This is a genomic window from Delftia sp. SD018, from assembly GCF_017355445.1.
Taxonomy (GTDB): domain Bacteria; phylum Pseudomonadota; class Gammaproteobacteria; order Burkholderiales; family Burkholderiaceae_C; genus Comamonas; species Comamonas acidovorans.
In genome coordinates this window covers 13,598-26,531 of record NZ_JADDRN010000035.1, presented here as the reverse complement: position 1 = coordinate 26,531, position 12,934 = coordinate 13,598, and the positions used below count along the sequence as shown (strand labels likewise).

11 protein-coding genes are annotated in these 12,934 nt (G+C 67.5%); 9 read left to right on the top strand and 2 right to left on the bottom strand.

What is annotated here, in order from left to right; all coding sequences use genetic code 11:
• Nucleotides 1-45: 45 nt before the first annotated feature.
• The gene (locus tag INR38_RS25370; protein ID WP_207444184.1) at nt 46-1,854 is read right to left on the bottom strand and encodes a glutamine--tRNA ligase/YqeY domain fusion protein; all 1,809 of its coding nucleotides are present in this window, start codon (nt 1,852-1,854) and stop codon (nt 46-48) included.
• Between the two features lie 230 nt (nt 1,855-2,084).
• On the opposite strand from INR38_RS25370, the gene INR38_RS25365 reads away from it, so the two are divergent.
• The 7 genes from INR38_RS25365 (at nt 2,085) to INR38_RS25335 (ending at nt 7,192) form a co-directional block, all read left to right on the top strand.
• On the top strand, nt 2,085-2,450 hold the full coding sequence (locus INR38_RS25365; RefSeq protein WP_065347359.1) for a hypothetical protein: 366 nt from the start codon (nt 2,085-2,087) through the stop codon (nt 2,448-2,450).
• Between the two features lie 130 nt (nt 2,451-2,580).
• On the top strand, nt 2,581-3,024 hold the full coding sequence (gene aroQ / locus INR38_RS25360) for a type II 3-dehydroquinate dehydratase (RefSeq protein ID WP_012204410.1): 444 nt from the start codon (nt 2,581-2,583) through the stop codon (nt 3,022-3,024).
• Nucleotides 3,021-3,905, top strand: a complete 885-nt coding sequence (locus tag INR38_RS25355; RefSeq protein WP_207476004.1) for an alpha/beta hydrolase — start codon at nt 3,021-3,023, stop codon at nt 3,903-3,905. Before aroQ ends, INR38_RS25355 begins: the two co-directional genes overlap by 4 nt.
• A complete protein-coding gene (gene arfB, locus INR38_RS25350) occupies nt 3,898-4,308 on the top strand; it encodes an alternative ribosome rescue aminoacyl-tRNA hydrolase ArfB (protein WP_017405644.1) in 411 nt (136 codons plus the stop codon). Before INR38_RS25355 ends, arfB begins: the two co-directional genes overlap by 8 nt.
• An 82-nt stretch (nt 4,309-4,390) precedes the next feature.
• Nucleotides 4,391-5,329, top strand: coding sequence for a class III extradiol ring-cleavage dioxygenase (locus INR38_RS25345; protein ID WP_207444182.1), 939 nt, complete (start codon nt 4,391-4,393; stop codon nt 5,327-5,329).
• Between the two features lie 95 nt (nt 5,330-5,424).
• Complete coding sequence (locus INR38_RS25340) at nt 5,425-6,090, top strand: phospholipase (RefSeq protein ID WP_013803384.1); 666 nt, start codon at nt 5,425-5,427, stop codon at nt 6,088-6,090.
• A 181-nt stretch (nt 6,091-6,271) separates the two neighbouring features.
• Nucleotides 6,272-7,192, top strand: a complete 921-nt coding sequence (locus tag INR38_RS25335) for a DUF3014 domain-containing protein (RefSeq protein ID WP_207444181.1) — start codon at nt 6,272-6,274, stop codon at nt 7,190-7,192.
• A 13-nt stretch (nt 7,193-7,205) separates the two neighbouring features.
• Here the strand turns inward: INR38_RS25335 and INR38_RS25330 are convergent, their stop codons facing one another.
• On the bottom strand, nt 7,206-7,676 hold the full coding sequence (locus tag INR38_RS25330; RefSeq protein WP_207444180.1) for an Lrp/AsnC family transcriptional regulator: 471 nt from the start codon (nt 7,674-7,676) through the stop codon (nt 7,206-7,208).
• Nucleotides 7,677-7,780: 104 nt separating this feature from the next.
• On the opposite strand from INR38_RS25330, the gene mdeB reads away from it, so the two are divergent.
• Together mdeB and INR38_RS25320 are read left to right on the top strand one after the other, a co-directional pair.
• Entirely contained in the window at nt 7,781-10,411 is a 2,631-nt protein-coding gene (gene mdeB, locus INR38_RS25325) for an alpha-ketoglutarate dehydrogenase (RefSeq protein WP_207444179.1), read from the top strand.
• A 335-nt stretch (nt 10,412-10,746) separates the two neighbouring features.
• Nucleotides 10,747-12,927, top strand: a complete 2,181-nt coding sequence (locus tag INR38_RS25320) for a c-type cytochrome (RefSeq protein ID WP_207444178.1) — start codon at nt 10,747-10,749, stop codon at nt 12,925-12,927.
• Nucleotides 12,928-12,934 lie beyond the last annotated feature (7 nt).

Sequence of the window (12,934 nt, the reverse complement as noted above, 5' to 3'; positions counted from 1 at the left end):
TCTTCGGGGAGGAGCGGTGCAGGTGCCCGTCAGCGGGCCATGCGCCTACTTGCCCCAGGAGTCCTTGAGACCCGTTGCGCGGTTGAACACGGGCTTGCCCGGTGTGTGGTCCTTGCGGTCGGCCACGAAGTAGCCGAAGCGCTCGAACTGGAACTTGTCATCAGGCTGAGCGTTGGCCAGCGAAGGCTCCACATAGGCGGTCACCACCTTGAGGCTGTCCGGGTTGAGCAGCGTCAGGAAGTCCTTGCCGCCCGCATCGGGCTGCGGGTCGGTGAACAGGCGGTCGTACAGGCGCACCTCGGCCTGCACGCCGTCGGCCACGCCCACCCAGGTGATGGCGGCCTTGACCTTGACACTGTCCGCACCCGGCGTGCCGCTCTTGGTGTCGGGCACCACGGTGGCCAGCACCTTGGTGACGTTGCCCTCGGCATCCTTCTCGCAGCCCGTGCACTCGATCACGTAGCCGCCCTTCAGGCGCACCTTGTTGCCGGGGAACAGGCGCTTGTAGCCCTTGGGCGGCACTTCGGCGAAGTCCTCGCGCTCGATCCACACCTCGCGGCCCAGCGTGAAGCGGCGCACCGGCACCTGCTGGCCTTCGGCGGCGTGGGGCAGGGCGGGCAGCTCGCAGGCTTCCAGGTGCTCGGCGCTGCCGAAGACCTCAGCCCAGTTGGTCAGCTCCAGCTTGAGCGGGTCCAGGGCCACCATGCCGCGATGGGCCTGATTCTCCAGGTCCTCGCGCAGGCAGCCTTCCAGCGTGGAGTAGTCGATCCAGGCGTAGTCCTTGGTCACGCCGATGCGCTCGCAGAAGGCCTGGATGCTCTGGGGCGTGTAGCCACGGCGGCGCAGGCCGACGATGGTGGGCATGCGCGGATCGTCCCAGCCGCTGACGATGCCGTTGTCCACCAGATGCTTGAGCTTGCGCTTGCTGGTGATCACATAGGTCAGGTGCAGGCGCGAGAACTCGTACTGGCGCGGCTGCGGCGCGGCGATCAGGCCGCCTTCGCGCAGATGGTCCAGCAGCCAGTCGTAGAACGGGCGCTGGTCCTCGAACTCCAGCGTGCAGATGCTGTGGGTGATGTGCTCCAGCGCGTCCTCGATGGGATGGGCGAAGGTGTACATCGGGTAGATGCACCACTGGTTGCCGGTGTTGTGGTGCTCGGCATGGCGCACGCGGTAGATGGCGGGATCGCGCAGGTTGATGTTGGGCGATGCCATGTCGATCTTTGCGCGCAGCACGGCAGCGCCATCGGGCAGCATGCCGTCGCGCATTTCGCGAAAGCGCGCCAGGTTCTCGGCCACCGTGCGGCTGCGGAACGGGCTGTCCACGCCGGGGCGCGAGAAATCGCCGCGGTTGGCCTTCATGTCGTCGGCGCTTTGCTCGTCCACATAGGCCAGGCCCTGCTCGATCAGGTACTCGGCTGCGCGGTACATGAAGTCGAAGTAGTTGCTGGCGAAGTACAGGTTCTCGTGACCGTCGGCTTCCTTCCAGCCGAAGCCCAGCCAATGGACGGCATCGATGATGCTGTCCACGTACTCCTGGTCTTCCTTCTCGGGATTGGTGTCGTCGAAACGCAGGTGGCAGGCACCTTCGTAGTCGCGCGCCAGGCCGAAGTTCAGGCAGATGGCCTTGGCGTGACCCACGTGCAGGTAGCCGTTGGGCTCGGGCGGGAAGCGTGTGCGGATCTTCGCCACGTCCACCTGGCCCTGGTTGTGGTGGTCGCCATCACCGGGGCTTCCACCCCAGCGGCGCTGGGCGTGGGTACCGTTGGCCAGGTCGGCCTCGATGATTTGGCGCAAAAAGTTACTCGGTTTGACCGGATCTTTGGAGATGGGGGAGGCGTCAGCAGAGCTCATCGCAGCATTGTAGGCGCCCGCCTGCGGACCCGCTCCGGACGGCTTTCGGACAGCCGCGCCAGCCAAGGGTTGAGGCATTTGGAAACAAACTTGTAGAAAAGCCTGCCATCCGTTGACCCCTCTCGCGCGTTGAGAATGCAGGGCGTATGCCGTCCCCCTGTGCCAAAGTGCGGGAAGGCGGCACCAGCGGCAATGCCTGCCACGCCTGTCCAACTTCGAGGAGAGACACCATGACAACGACAGCTTCCCCGTGGGTTGCAAAAGCAGCAGCAGCCGGCCTGGCCCTGGCCGCCCTCATGGCTTCGGGCGCCGCCCAGGCCCGGGGCGATGTGCACTGGTCCATCAGCCTCAATTCGCCTGGCATGTATGGCCCGCCCGTCTATGTCGCGCCTGCCCCCGTCTATGTGGCACCGCCCCAGCCCATCTACTACGCTCCCCCGCCGCCGGTCTACTACGCGCCGCGCGCCGTCTACCGTGCTCCGCCCGTCGTGGTCGTTCCCGGCTACGGATACGGCTATGGTGGCGGCTACCGGGGTGGATACCGTGGCGAGTACCGCCATGGCCATGGCCACGGGCATGGCCACTGGCGCCGTTGATCTGAGCTGAACCGCGCTGAACCGACTCTTGCCGCCTCTTGGGGCGGCTTTTTCCGTGGCGCCTGCGCCAAGACCGGGCCGGGGATGGCCCGCATAATCCAGCCCGTTGGAAACCTGGAGTGTCCCCGCCGTGAAAACCGTCTATGTCCTCAATGGCCCGAACCTGAACCTGCTGGGCCTGCGTGAACCCGCCATATATGGCTCCCAGACCCTGGCCGATGTGCGTGCGCTGTGCGAAGCTGCCTGCGCGCGCTACGGGCTGGGGCTGGAGTTCCGCCAGAGCAACCACGAAGGCGAACTGGTGGACTGGGTCCACGAAGCCGGCCGCGTGCACGCCGAAGGCCGCCTGGCCGGCCTGATCTTCAACGCCGCCGCCTACACCCACACCAGCGTGGCCTTGCTGGATGCCGTCAAGGGCACGGGCGTGCCGCTGGTGGAGCTGCACATCAGCAACGTGCATGCGCGCGAGAGCTTCCGCCACCACTCCTACCTGTCGGCCGCCGCGCGCGCCGTGATGTGCGGCTTTGGCGTGGCCGGCTACGGCCTGGCCATTGACGCCGTGGCCCAGTGGTGAATACGCCCGCCGCCATTGAGCGCCTGCGCGCCCAGGCGCGGCGCCTGACCACGCCGCTGTCTGCCGCGCAGCCCGAAGACGGGTACATGGTCTGGCATGTCTGGGGCGAGGCACGCGCGGGCGAGCTGCCCATCGTCATGCTGCACGGCGGCAGCGGCAGCTGGACGCACTGGCTGCTCTGCATGGACGCGCTGCTGGCCCAGGGTCGCCAGCTGTGGATACCCGACCTGCCAGGCTTCGGCGATTCCGACGGCGTGCCGGGCGGCCAGGATGCCGACACCCTGGTCGAGCCGCTGCGCCAGGGCCTGCGGCAGCTGCTGGCCGATGGCGTTGCGCCCGCCGCCCCGCTGTGCGATCTGGTCGGCTTCTCTTTTGGCGGCATGACGGCCGGCATGCTGGCCGCCGCCGACGGCACGCTGGCCCGGCGCCTGGTGCTGGCCGGGGCGCCCGGCATGGGCGTGGGCAAGGGCCTGGCCGTGCGGCTCAAGGGCTGGCGCCACCTGGCCACGCCCGAGGCGCAGGCCGTGGCCCACCGCTACAACCTGCAGGCGCTGATGTTGCATGACGCCAGCCTCATCGACGAGGACACGCTGGCCCTGCATGTGCTCAACGTGGAGCGTGACCGCCTTCCGCGCCGCCGCCTCTCGCACACCGATGTGCTGGCGCGTGCCCTGCAGGCCGTGGACGGCCCTGTATGGGCCATCTATGGCGAGCACGACGCGCTCTACCCGGGCCCGATGATGCAGGAGCTGGCCCAGGCCTTTGCACGCCATGCGCGCGACTTCCGCGGCCTGGCGCTGGTGCCCGGCGCAGGCCACTGGGTCATGCATGAGCGTCCCGATGCCTTTGTGGCGGCATTGACCGCTGCGCTGGATGCCTGAGCGCATGCGGCCCATCGAGCTGCACGAGGTGCAGTGGACCGCCATGCGCGCCCAGGGCGCGGGCGGCCAGAACGTGAACAAGGTCTCCAGCGCCGTGCACCTGCGCTTTGACGTACGCGCCTCGCGCCTGCCCGAGGCCGTGCAGCAGCGCCTGCTGGCCCTGCGCGACGGCCGCATCACCAACGAGGGCGTGGTCGTCATCAAGGCACAGCAACACCGCACGCAGGAGCAGAACCTGCGCGCCGCGCTGCAGCGGCTCAACGTGCTGGTGGCTGCCGCCTATCCCGAGCCCATCCTGCGCCGCGCCACCCGGCCCACGCTGGGATCGCAGCGGCGCCGCCTGGAAAGCAAGAGCCGGCACGGCGCCACCAAGGCCCTGCGCGGGCGCCCGCGCGACGATTGATCCAGATTGACCCGGCCAGCGCAACAATGTGTGCTGCCGCTGGCGGCTTGGCGCGGCGCCCGGGCGTCCCTACATTAGGGGAATGCAAGACTCCCACGCTCCCCACTCTTCCCGGGTTTCCTCCGCTGCCGGTGCCCGGCTGCCCGTGCTCTATGTCTCCCACGGCTCGCCCATGTTCGCGCTGGAGCCGGGTGAAACCGGCCCTGTGCTCGCGCAATGGGGCAGGGCGCTGCGCCAGGCCCACGGCCGGCTGCGCGGCGTGGTCGTCATGTCGCCGCACTGGATGTCGCACGGCGTGGAAGTCATGACCGGCGCCACGCCCTCCACCTGGCATGACTTCGGCGGCTTTCCGCCCGCGCTCTACGAACTGCAGTACCCGGCCCCCGGCGCGCCGCAGCTGGCGCAGGAAGTCATGGACAGCCTGCAGGCCGCAGGCATTGCCGCCAGCGCCAACGCGCAGCGGCCCTTCGACCACGGCGCCTGGGTGCCGCTGATGCATTTGCTGCCGGATGCCGACCTGCCCGTGGTGCAGCTGTCCCTGCCCGCCTCGGCCGGGCCGGCCGAAACCCATGCGCTGGGCGCGGCCCTGGCGGGGCTGCGCGATGAGGGTGTGCTCATCGTTGGCTCCGGCAGCATGACGCACAACCTGGGCGAATTCCGGGGCGGCACGGGCGAGGCCACGGTGCGGGTGGACGACGCCGTGCAGGCCCTGCGCAGCCAGGATGGCCTGCAGGACGACCATGCCGTCGGCGGCTCCAGCGCCTCTTCGCCCTACGTGCAGGACTTCAGCCGCTGGATCGAATCGCGCCTGCAGGCGCAGGACCTGCCTGCGCTGCTGGACTACCGCGCCCGCGCGCCTTCGGCCCGGCGCGCCCATCCCAGCGAGGAGCACTTCATGCCGCTGTACTTCGCGCTGGGCGCGGCCGGCGCGACTGCGCGGCCACGGTATCTGAGCCGCGAGGTCATGTATTCCATCCTGGCCATGGATGCGATGGCCTTCGAGGACGCGCAGGCGGCATAACCTCCTGCTGCCGCGGACTTGGCGAGGCGCCACAATGGCGCGTTGCCCGGGACCACCCCGGTCCTGGAAATCGCTAAAAAACCAAGGAGTCCGTGATGATCGACCTGCCTCTGGTGGCGCTGGAGCGCCCCGCACAACCCGCACCGGGGCAGCAGCCCTGGCTGCTGGTGCTCATGCATGGCGTTGGCAGCAATGAGCAGGATCTGTTCGGCCTCGCATCGTTCGTGCCGCCGCAGTTCCACGTGCTCAGCCTGCGCGCTCCGTTTTCCATGGGTCCCTCAGCCCATGCCTGGTTCCAGTTCACGGTGGATGCCAACGGCACGCGCCACATCCACGCATCGCAGGAAGAGCACAGCCGCGCCCTGGTGGCCCAGACCGTGCAGCAGGCCGGAGCGCGGCTGGACATTCCTGCCCAGCGAACCGTGGCGGGCGGCTTCAGCCAGGGCGGCATCATGGCGCTCAGCCTGCTGCTGACCCAGCCCGCGCTGCTGCGCGCCGCCATGTGCTGGCACAGCCGCCTGCTGCCCGAGGCCTTGCCGCACCAGGCCCCTGATGCGGCCTTTGACGGCAAGTCGCTCTGGGTCAGCCACGGCACCTACGACAACGTCATTCCGCTGACCAGCGCCCACGCCATTCGCAGCCACGTGCAGCGCCTGCCGCTGCAACTGAGCTACCACGAGTACCCGAGCATGCACGAAATCCGCCCCGACGAGCTGCAGGCCGCCATGGCCTGGCTCCAGGATCTGGGCACGCAGGGCTGAGACGGCCGGGTAACGCCTTGTTGCCAGGCGCGCCCGGTGGCCTGCGCAGGCAGCGGGGCGGCTTATAAACACAAGGCAGGGGCCGGTGTCAGCAAAGCCGGGGAACCCTGGGTGTGCTTTGCTGTCGCACGTCCTGCGGCAACTGAGCTGCCAGCCCCCGCCCAAGCCAAAGGACCCATCCATGCCAGAACGCGATCCCCAAGACTTCCGCCCCCGCGCCAGATCCTCCGGCCCATCGGCTTTTGGCATCGCCGCAGTGGTGCTGGCGGCTGCTGCCCTGGGGGGCGCGGCCTGGTGGTACTGGTGGCGTCCCGCCCCCGTGCCCGAGGCGCCGCCGGAAGTGGCGCAGGCGCCCGCCCAGTCCACCCAGCCCTCCGAACCTGAACCCGTCCCCGCGCCCGAGCTGACCGAGCCCCAGAACCCTGTCGATGCGCTGGAGCAGCCCGCCTCCGGCCTGCCCGCGCTGCAGGACTCCGACGCCCATGTCACCCAGGCCCTCAACGGCCTGCTGGGCCGTGACAAGGCAGGCAGCTTTCTGCAGATGGACGGCTTTGTGCGCCGCGCCGTGGCCACCGTGGACAACCTGACCCGTTCCCAGGCCCCTGCACGGCTTTGGCCCGTGCACCCGGCGCCTCAGCGTTTCACGGTGGAGGGCGCGGCAGACGCTGGTGAGGCGCAGGCCATCGCCCCCGCCAACGCCGCACGCTACAAGGCCTTCGTGGCCTTTGCCGAGTCCATTCCCATGGACGGGGCCGTCAAGCTCTATGCCCGGCTGTATCCCCTGTTCCAGACCGCCTATGAAGACCTGGGCTATCCCAGCCGCTATTTCAACGATCGCCTCATTGCCGTCATAGACCACCTGCGCGCCGCGCCCGAGCCCGCAGGCCCGGTGCAGGTACGGCTGACCAAGGTGGAGGGCGAGGTGCCCTCCATCCAGCCCTGGGTGCGCTACGAATACGCCGACCCTGAGCTGCAGGCCCTGTCCAGCGGCCAGAAGATGCTGGTGCGCGTGGGCCTGGACAACGAGCGCCGCCTCAAGGCCGTGCTGGGCGAGCTGCGCCGCCGCATCGCCACCGGCGAGATGGCCAAGCCTGCGGGCTGAGTCGGGGTCCGGATCAACCCGCCGCAGGCAGGGGCAGGGCGGTCTTGTACCGCACCTGCTTGAGCGTGAAGCTGGAGCGGATCTTCTCTATTCCCGGAATCGGAGTGAGCTGCTCCACGATGAAGCGCTCCAGCGCGCCGATGTCGGCCAGCGCCACGCGGATCAGGTAGTCGGCGTCGCCGCTCATCAGGTAGCACTCCATGACCTCGTCGTGCTCGGCAATGCGGCGCTCGAAGTCGGCCAGCGATTCCTTGGCCTGGGACTTCAGGCTGATGTTGATGAACACATTCAGCCCCAGCCCCAGCGCCGACGCATTGGCCAGCGCCACATAGCGCGCGATCACGCCGGCCTTCTCCAGTGCCTTGACGCGCGACAGGCATGGCGAAGGCGACAGATGCACGCGCCGCGCCAGTTCCACGTTGGACAGCGAGCCGTCCGTTTGCAACTCGGCCAGAATGCGCAAGTCGATGGTGTCCAGTTTCATGTGCCGGATTTTATGTAGATACCGGCATGAAATGCTGGAATATGGCGTTTTCCTTATCCATGAACGGCTGCTCATGCCGGCCTGTCAGTCCTAAAGTGGCGGACATGAACGCACCCACGCCACTGGCCGCGCTGGCCGATATCGATACCGATCCCCAGGAAACCGCCGAATGGCGCGAGGCCTTTCTGGCCCTGGTCGCCACAGAAGGTCCGCAGCGCGCGCGCTTCGTGCTGGAAGAGCTGGCGCGCATGGCGCGCGAGCAGCGCCTGGGCTGGCAGCCTGACCTGAACACGCCCTATGTGAACAGCGTGGCGGCGCAGCAGCAGCCGGTGTTTCCGGGCGACCTGGCCATCGAGGAGCGGCTGGCGTCCATCATGCGCTGGAACGCGCTGGCCATGGTGGTGCGCGCCAACCAGGCCTATGGCGAGCTGGGCGGCCATATTGCCAGCTATGCCAGCGCGGCCGACCTGTTCGAGACCGGGTTCAATCATTTCTTCCATGCCCGGGAGGGACTTGAGCCGGGCCAGCACCGGGGCGACCTGGTGTTCTTCCAGCCGCACAGCGCGCCCGGCGTGTATGCGCGGGCCTTCCTGGAAGGGCGGCTGACCGAGCAGGACCTGCAGCACTACCGGCAGGAGATCAGCGCGCCGGCTGCAGGCGCGCAGGGCCTGTCCAGCTATCCGCATCCCTGGCTGATGCCCGATTTCTGGCAGTTCCCGACGGGCTCCATGGGCATTGGCCCCATCAGCAGCATCTACCACGCGCGCTTCATGCGCTATCTCACCCACCGCCGCCTGCTGGACTGCCAGGAGCGCAAGGTCTGGGGCGTGTTTGGCGACGGCGAGATGGACGAGCCCGAAAGCATGAGCGCCCTCACGCTGGCCGCGCGCGAGGGGCTGGACAACCTGGTCTGGGTGGTCAACTGCAATCTGCAGCGTCTGGACGGCCCGGTGCGCGGCAACGGCCGCATCGTCGATGAGCTGGAGCGGCTGTTTGCCGGCGCGGGCTGGAACGTGGTCAAGCTGCTGTGGGGCAGCGACTGGGACGGGCTGTTTGCGCGCGACCTCACCGGCACCCTGGCACGCACGCTGGGCGGCACGGTGGACGGGCAGATGCAGACCTTCGCCGCCAAGGACGGACGCTACAACCGCGAGCATTTCTTCGGACAGAACCCCGAGCTTGCCGCCCTGGCCCAGGGTCTGACGGACGAGCAGATCGACCGCTTGAAGCGCGGCGGCCATGACCTGGTGAAGATCCATGCGGCCTATGCAGCGGCTGCCGCCCATCGCGGCCAGCCCACGGTGATCCTTGCCCATACCAAGAAGGGCTACGGCATGGGATCGGCCGGGCAGGGCAAGATGACCACGCACAGCCAGAAGAAGCTGGACGAGTCCGACCTGATCGAGTTTCGCAACCGCTTCAACCTGCCGCTCAGTGACGAGCAGGCCAAGGGCCTGGCCTTCCACAAGCCTGCCGATGACAGCGCCGAGATGCAGTACCTGCGCGAGCGCCGAACGGCCCTGGGCGGCGCACTGCCGCGCCGTGAAACCGTGTGCGACCGCGTGCCCGTGCCCGCCCTGGAGCAGTACGCGCAGTTCGCGCTGGCGCCTGCCGGCAAGGAGATGAGCACCACCATGGCCTTCGTGCGCATGCTGGGCGGCCTGCTCAAGGACGCGCAGCTGGGTCCGCGCATCGTGCCCATCGTGGCGGACGAGGCGCGCACCTTCGGCATGGCCAACCTGTTCAAGCAGGTGGGCATCTACAGCAGCCTGGGGCAGCGCTACGCGCCCGAAGACATCGGCTCGGTGCTGTCCTACCGCGAGGCGCTGGACGGCCAGATCCTGGAGGAGGGCATCAGCGAGGCCGGCGCCATCGCCAGCTGGACGGCGGCGGCCACCAGCTACAGCGTGCACGGCCTGGCCATGCTGCCGTTCTACATCTACTACTCCATGTTCGGCTTCCAGCGCGTGGGCGACGCCATCTGGGCGGCGGCCGACCAGCGGGCGCGCGGCTTTCTGCTGGGCGCCACCTCGGGCCGCACCACGCTGGGCGGAGAAGGCCTGCAGCACCAGGACGGCTCCAGCCATCTGGTGGCGGCCACCATTCCCAACTGCAAGGCCTGGGACCCCGCGCATGCGGGCGAACTGGCCGTGATCCTGGATGCCGGCATGCGCGAGATGCTGGTCGAGCAGCGCGACGTTTTCTACTACATCACCCTGATGAACGAGAACTACGCCCAGCCCGACCTGCCACCGGGCGCGGCCGAAGGCGTGCTGCGCGGCGGCTATGTGTTCAGCCGCTTTGGCGATGCGGGCCGTGCCACGCAGCATGTCACCTTGCTGGGATCGGGCGCCATCCTCACCGAAGTGCTCAAGGCCGCCGAGCAATTGGCCAGCGAGGGCATGGCCGCCACCGTGGTCAGCGTGACCAGCTGGAGCGAACTGGCGCGCGATGGCGTGGCCTGCGAGCAGCGCATGCTGGCAGGTGAGGCGCCTGGCCAGCCCTGGATCGCCCAACTGCTGGACGGCACGCAGGGCCCGGTGATTGCCGCCACCGACTATGTGCGCGCCGTGCCCGAGACCGTGCGCGCCTTCCTGCCCGCAGGCAGGCGATTCCTCACCCTGGGCACGGACGGCTTTGGCCGAAGTGACACGCGTGCCGCTTTGCGCGGCCACTTTGGCGTGGATGCGCACAGCGTGGCGCAGGCGGCGCGCCGCTGCAGCCAGGCAGCCTGAGCCCGGCGGGCGAGCCGCCACCCCATACACTGACGGATACACCGACGGTGAAATCAGCGGCCCCTTGCGGGCCGCTTTTTCGTGCGCACCCGAGAAGGCTGCGCGCGCTTTTTCCCTGCATTGATTAAGCCCGCGTTAAATGCGCTATTGGCTTATCGTTTTCGTCGGCTTGCATGGAAAAAATAGGGAGATACCACTAGAATTCGTATATATAAGAAGATATTGCGCAAAGAGATGATCATTTGCTGCAATGGCTGCAGGCATTGGGTTGAATATCTCGTCAATATCCATTTTTGCCTCTTTCAATAATAATTCATTTCAGTGGATCGAAGACGATGAAACTCTCGCTCAAGCAAGGCCTGCTGTGCGTGGCCGCGCTCTCGGCCGCCGCCTGGCAACTGGCCATTTCGGCGCCGGCGCCCGGAGTGGACCATGCGCTAATGCCACAAATCATTGACGACCTGCCTGCCGATTACGCAGCGGACCTGACGGCGGAGCAAAGAACCCTGGTCGATCGCGGCCGATATATCGCACGCCTGGGCGATTGCGTTGCCTGCCACACCGGCAATAAATCCCAGCCCATGGGTGGTGGGCTGGCGCTGGAGACGCCATTCGGCAAGATCTATTCCACCAATATCTCGCCCGACGCCGATACGGGCATGGGCAAATACAGCTTCGAGCAGTTCGACCGCGCCATGCGCAAGGGCGTGGCAGTCGATGGCCGCAACATGTACCCGGCCATGCCCTATCCCTCCTACGCCAAGATGACAGCCGAGGACATGCAGGCCCTGTACGCCTATCTGCTGCAGGGCGTGGCGCCCGTGAAGGCGGCCAACAAGGAGTCCGACCTGGGCTTTCCCTTCAACCAGCGCTGGGGCCTGGCGCTGTGGAACTGGGTGTTTCTGGATGACACGCCCTTCCAGCCCCAACCGCAGCAAACTGCCCAGTGGAACCGGGGTGCCTACCTGGTACAGGGCCTGGGCCACTGCGGCGCCTGCCATACGCCGCGCGGCGTGGGCTTCCAGGAAAAGACCATGACCGGCGAGGGCAGCAAGGGCGAGTATTTCCTGGCCGGCGAGACCGTGGAGAACTGGCGCGCGCTGAGCCTGCGCAATCTGTGGACACCCGAGGAAACCGCCCAGTTGCTCAAGACCGGGCGCAACAGCCACGGCACGGTCTCCGGCAACATGGTCGATGTGGTGCAGCACAGCACGCAGTACATGAGCGATGAGGACCTGCTGGCCATTGGCACCTATCTAAAGTCACTGCCCGCAGGCAAGAACGATCTGCCCATGCAGGTGGCCCAGGGGCCGGGGCCGGTCATTGCTCCGCATACGGCGCCGCAGGCCTCCGGGCATGCGCCGTCCCCCGCCTCGGCGGTGTCTTCCGACGTGCCTGCCGATCTCTACGCCAGCCGGGGCGGCCTGGGCTATCTGCAGTTCTGCGCCGACTGCCACCGTGCCGATGGCGGTGGCGTGAAGGACGTGTTCCCGCCACTGGCCGGCAATTTCTCGCTGCAGTCGCAGGACCCGTCCACGCTGATCCATCTGATGCTGGTGGGCTGGAAGGCTCCCGTCACGCAAAGCCATGCGCGGCCGCTGACCATGCCGGCCTTCGCACAGCTCAAGGATGCGGAGATTGCCGACATCCTCAACTTCGCCCGCAAGAGCTGGGGCCGTGCCGATGCGCGCGAGATCCATGCCAGGGAGGTGCAATCCATGCGCAAGCAGCTCGATGCCAAGGGCGAAAGCGCACGCCCCTTCGAGACGCCGCGCCTGGCCGCCATGCTGGACGAATCCAACGCGAAGCAACTGGTCTACGGCGCCCGCCTGAACATAGAGACGCGTGACCTGCTGCCCAGGAATGTGGGCAATGCGCTGAACTGCGCCAGCTGCCACCTGAACGCGGGCACGGTGGCCGATGGTTCGCCCTACATCGGTGTCTCGGCCTTCTTCCCCGGCTATGCGCCGCGCGCGGGCCGCGTCATCACGCTGGAGGACCGCATCAATGGCTGCTTCCTGCGCTCCATGAACGGCAAGCCTCTGCCGCTGGAGTCCGACGAGATCAAGGCCATGGTGGCCTACTTCGACTGGATGCGCCGCGAAACCAAACCCGAAGACAAGGTCGAAGGCCGGGGCGTGGGCAAGATCAGCCAGTCCATCGTGCCCAACGTGGACAACGGCAAGAAGGTCTATGCGGCCCAGTGCGCGGTCTGCCATGGCGGCGAGGGCGAGGGCGTGAAGAATGCCAAGGGCCAGTGGGTCTATCCGCCGCTGTGGGGTGATGAGTCCTTCAACATCGGCGCGGGCATGGCGCGCACCTACACGGCAGCGGCCTTCGTCAAGCGCAACATGCCCATCGCCTTCCATGGCAACTTCCCGCTGGGCCAGGGCGGCCTCAGCGACCAGGAGGCCGTGGACGTGGCCGAGTACTTCAGCCACCAGCCGCGCCCGGACTTTGCCAACAAGCACAAGGACTGGCCCAAGGACAAGAAGCCGGCCGATGCGCGGTACTGAGGTGCTG

Bases quoted from the DNA above. Each gene is read 5' to 3' on its own strand.
- INR38_RS25370 (WP_207444184.1), bottom strand. From the start codon at position 1,854: ATGAGCTCTGCTGACGCCTCCCCCATCTCCAAAGATCCGGTCAAACCG.
- arfB (WP_017405644.1), top strand. From the start codon at position 3,898: ATGCCTGAGCGCATGCGGCCCATCGAGCTGCACGAGGTGCAGTGGACC.
- INR38_RS25320 (WP_207444178.1), top strand. From the start codon at position 10,747: ATGAAACTCTCGCTCAAGCAAGGCCTGCTGTGCGTGGCCGCGCTCTCG.
- INR38_RS25345 (WP_207444182.1), top strand. From the start codon at position 4,391: ATGCAAGACTCCCACGCTCCCCACTCTTCCCGGGTTTCCTCCGCTGCC.
- mdeB (WP_207444179.1), top strand. From the start codon at position 7,781: ATGAACGCACCCACGCCACTGGCCGCGCTGGCCGATATCGATACCGAT.
- INR38_RS25330 (WP_207444180.1), bottom strand. From the start codon at position 7,676: ATGAAACTGGACACCATCGACTTGCGCATTCTGGCCGAGTTGCAAACG.
- INR38_RS25335 (WP_207444181.1), top strand. From the start codon at position 6,272: ATGCCAGAACGCGATCCCCAAGACTTCCGCCCCCGCGCCAGATCCTCC.
- INR38_RS25365 (WP_065347359.1), top strand. From the start codon at position 2,085: ATGACAACGACAGCTTCCCCGTGGGTTGCAAAAGCAGCAGCAGCCGGC.
- INR38_RS25340 (WP_013803384.1), top strand. From the start codon at position 5,425: ATGATCGACCTGCCTCTGGTGGCGCTGGAGCGCCCCGCACAACCCGCA.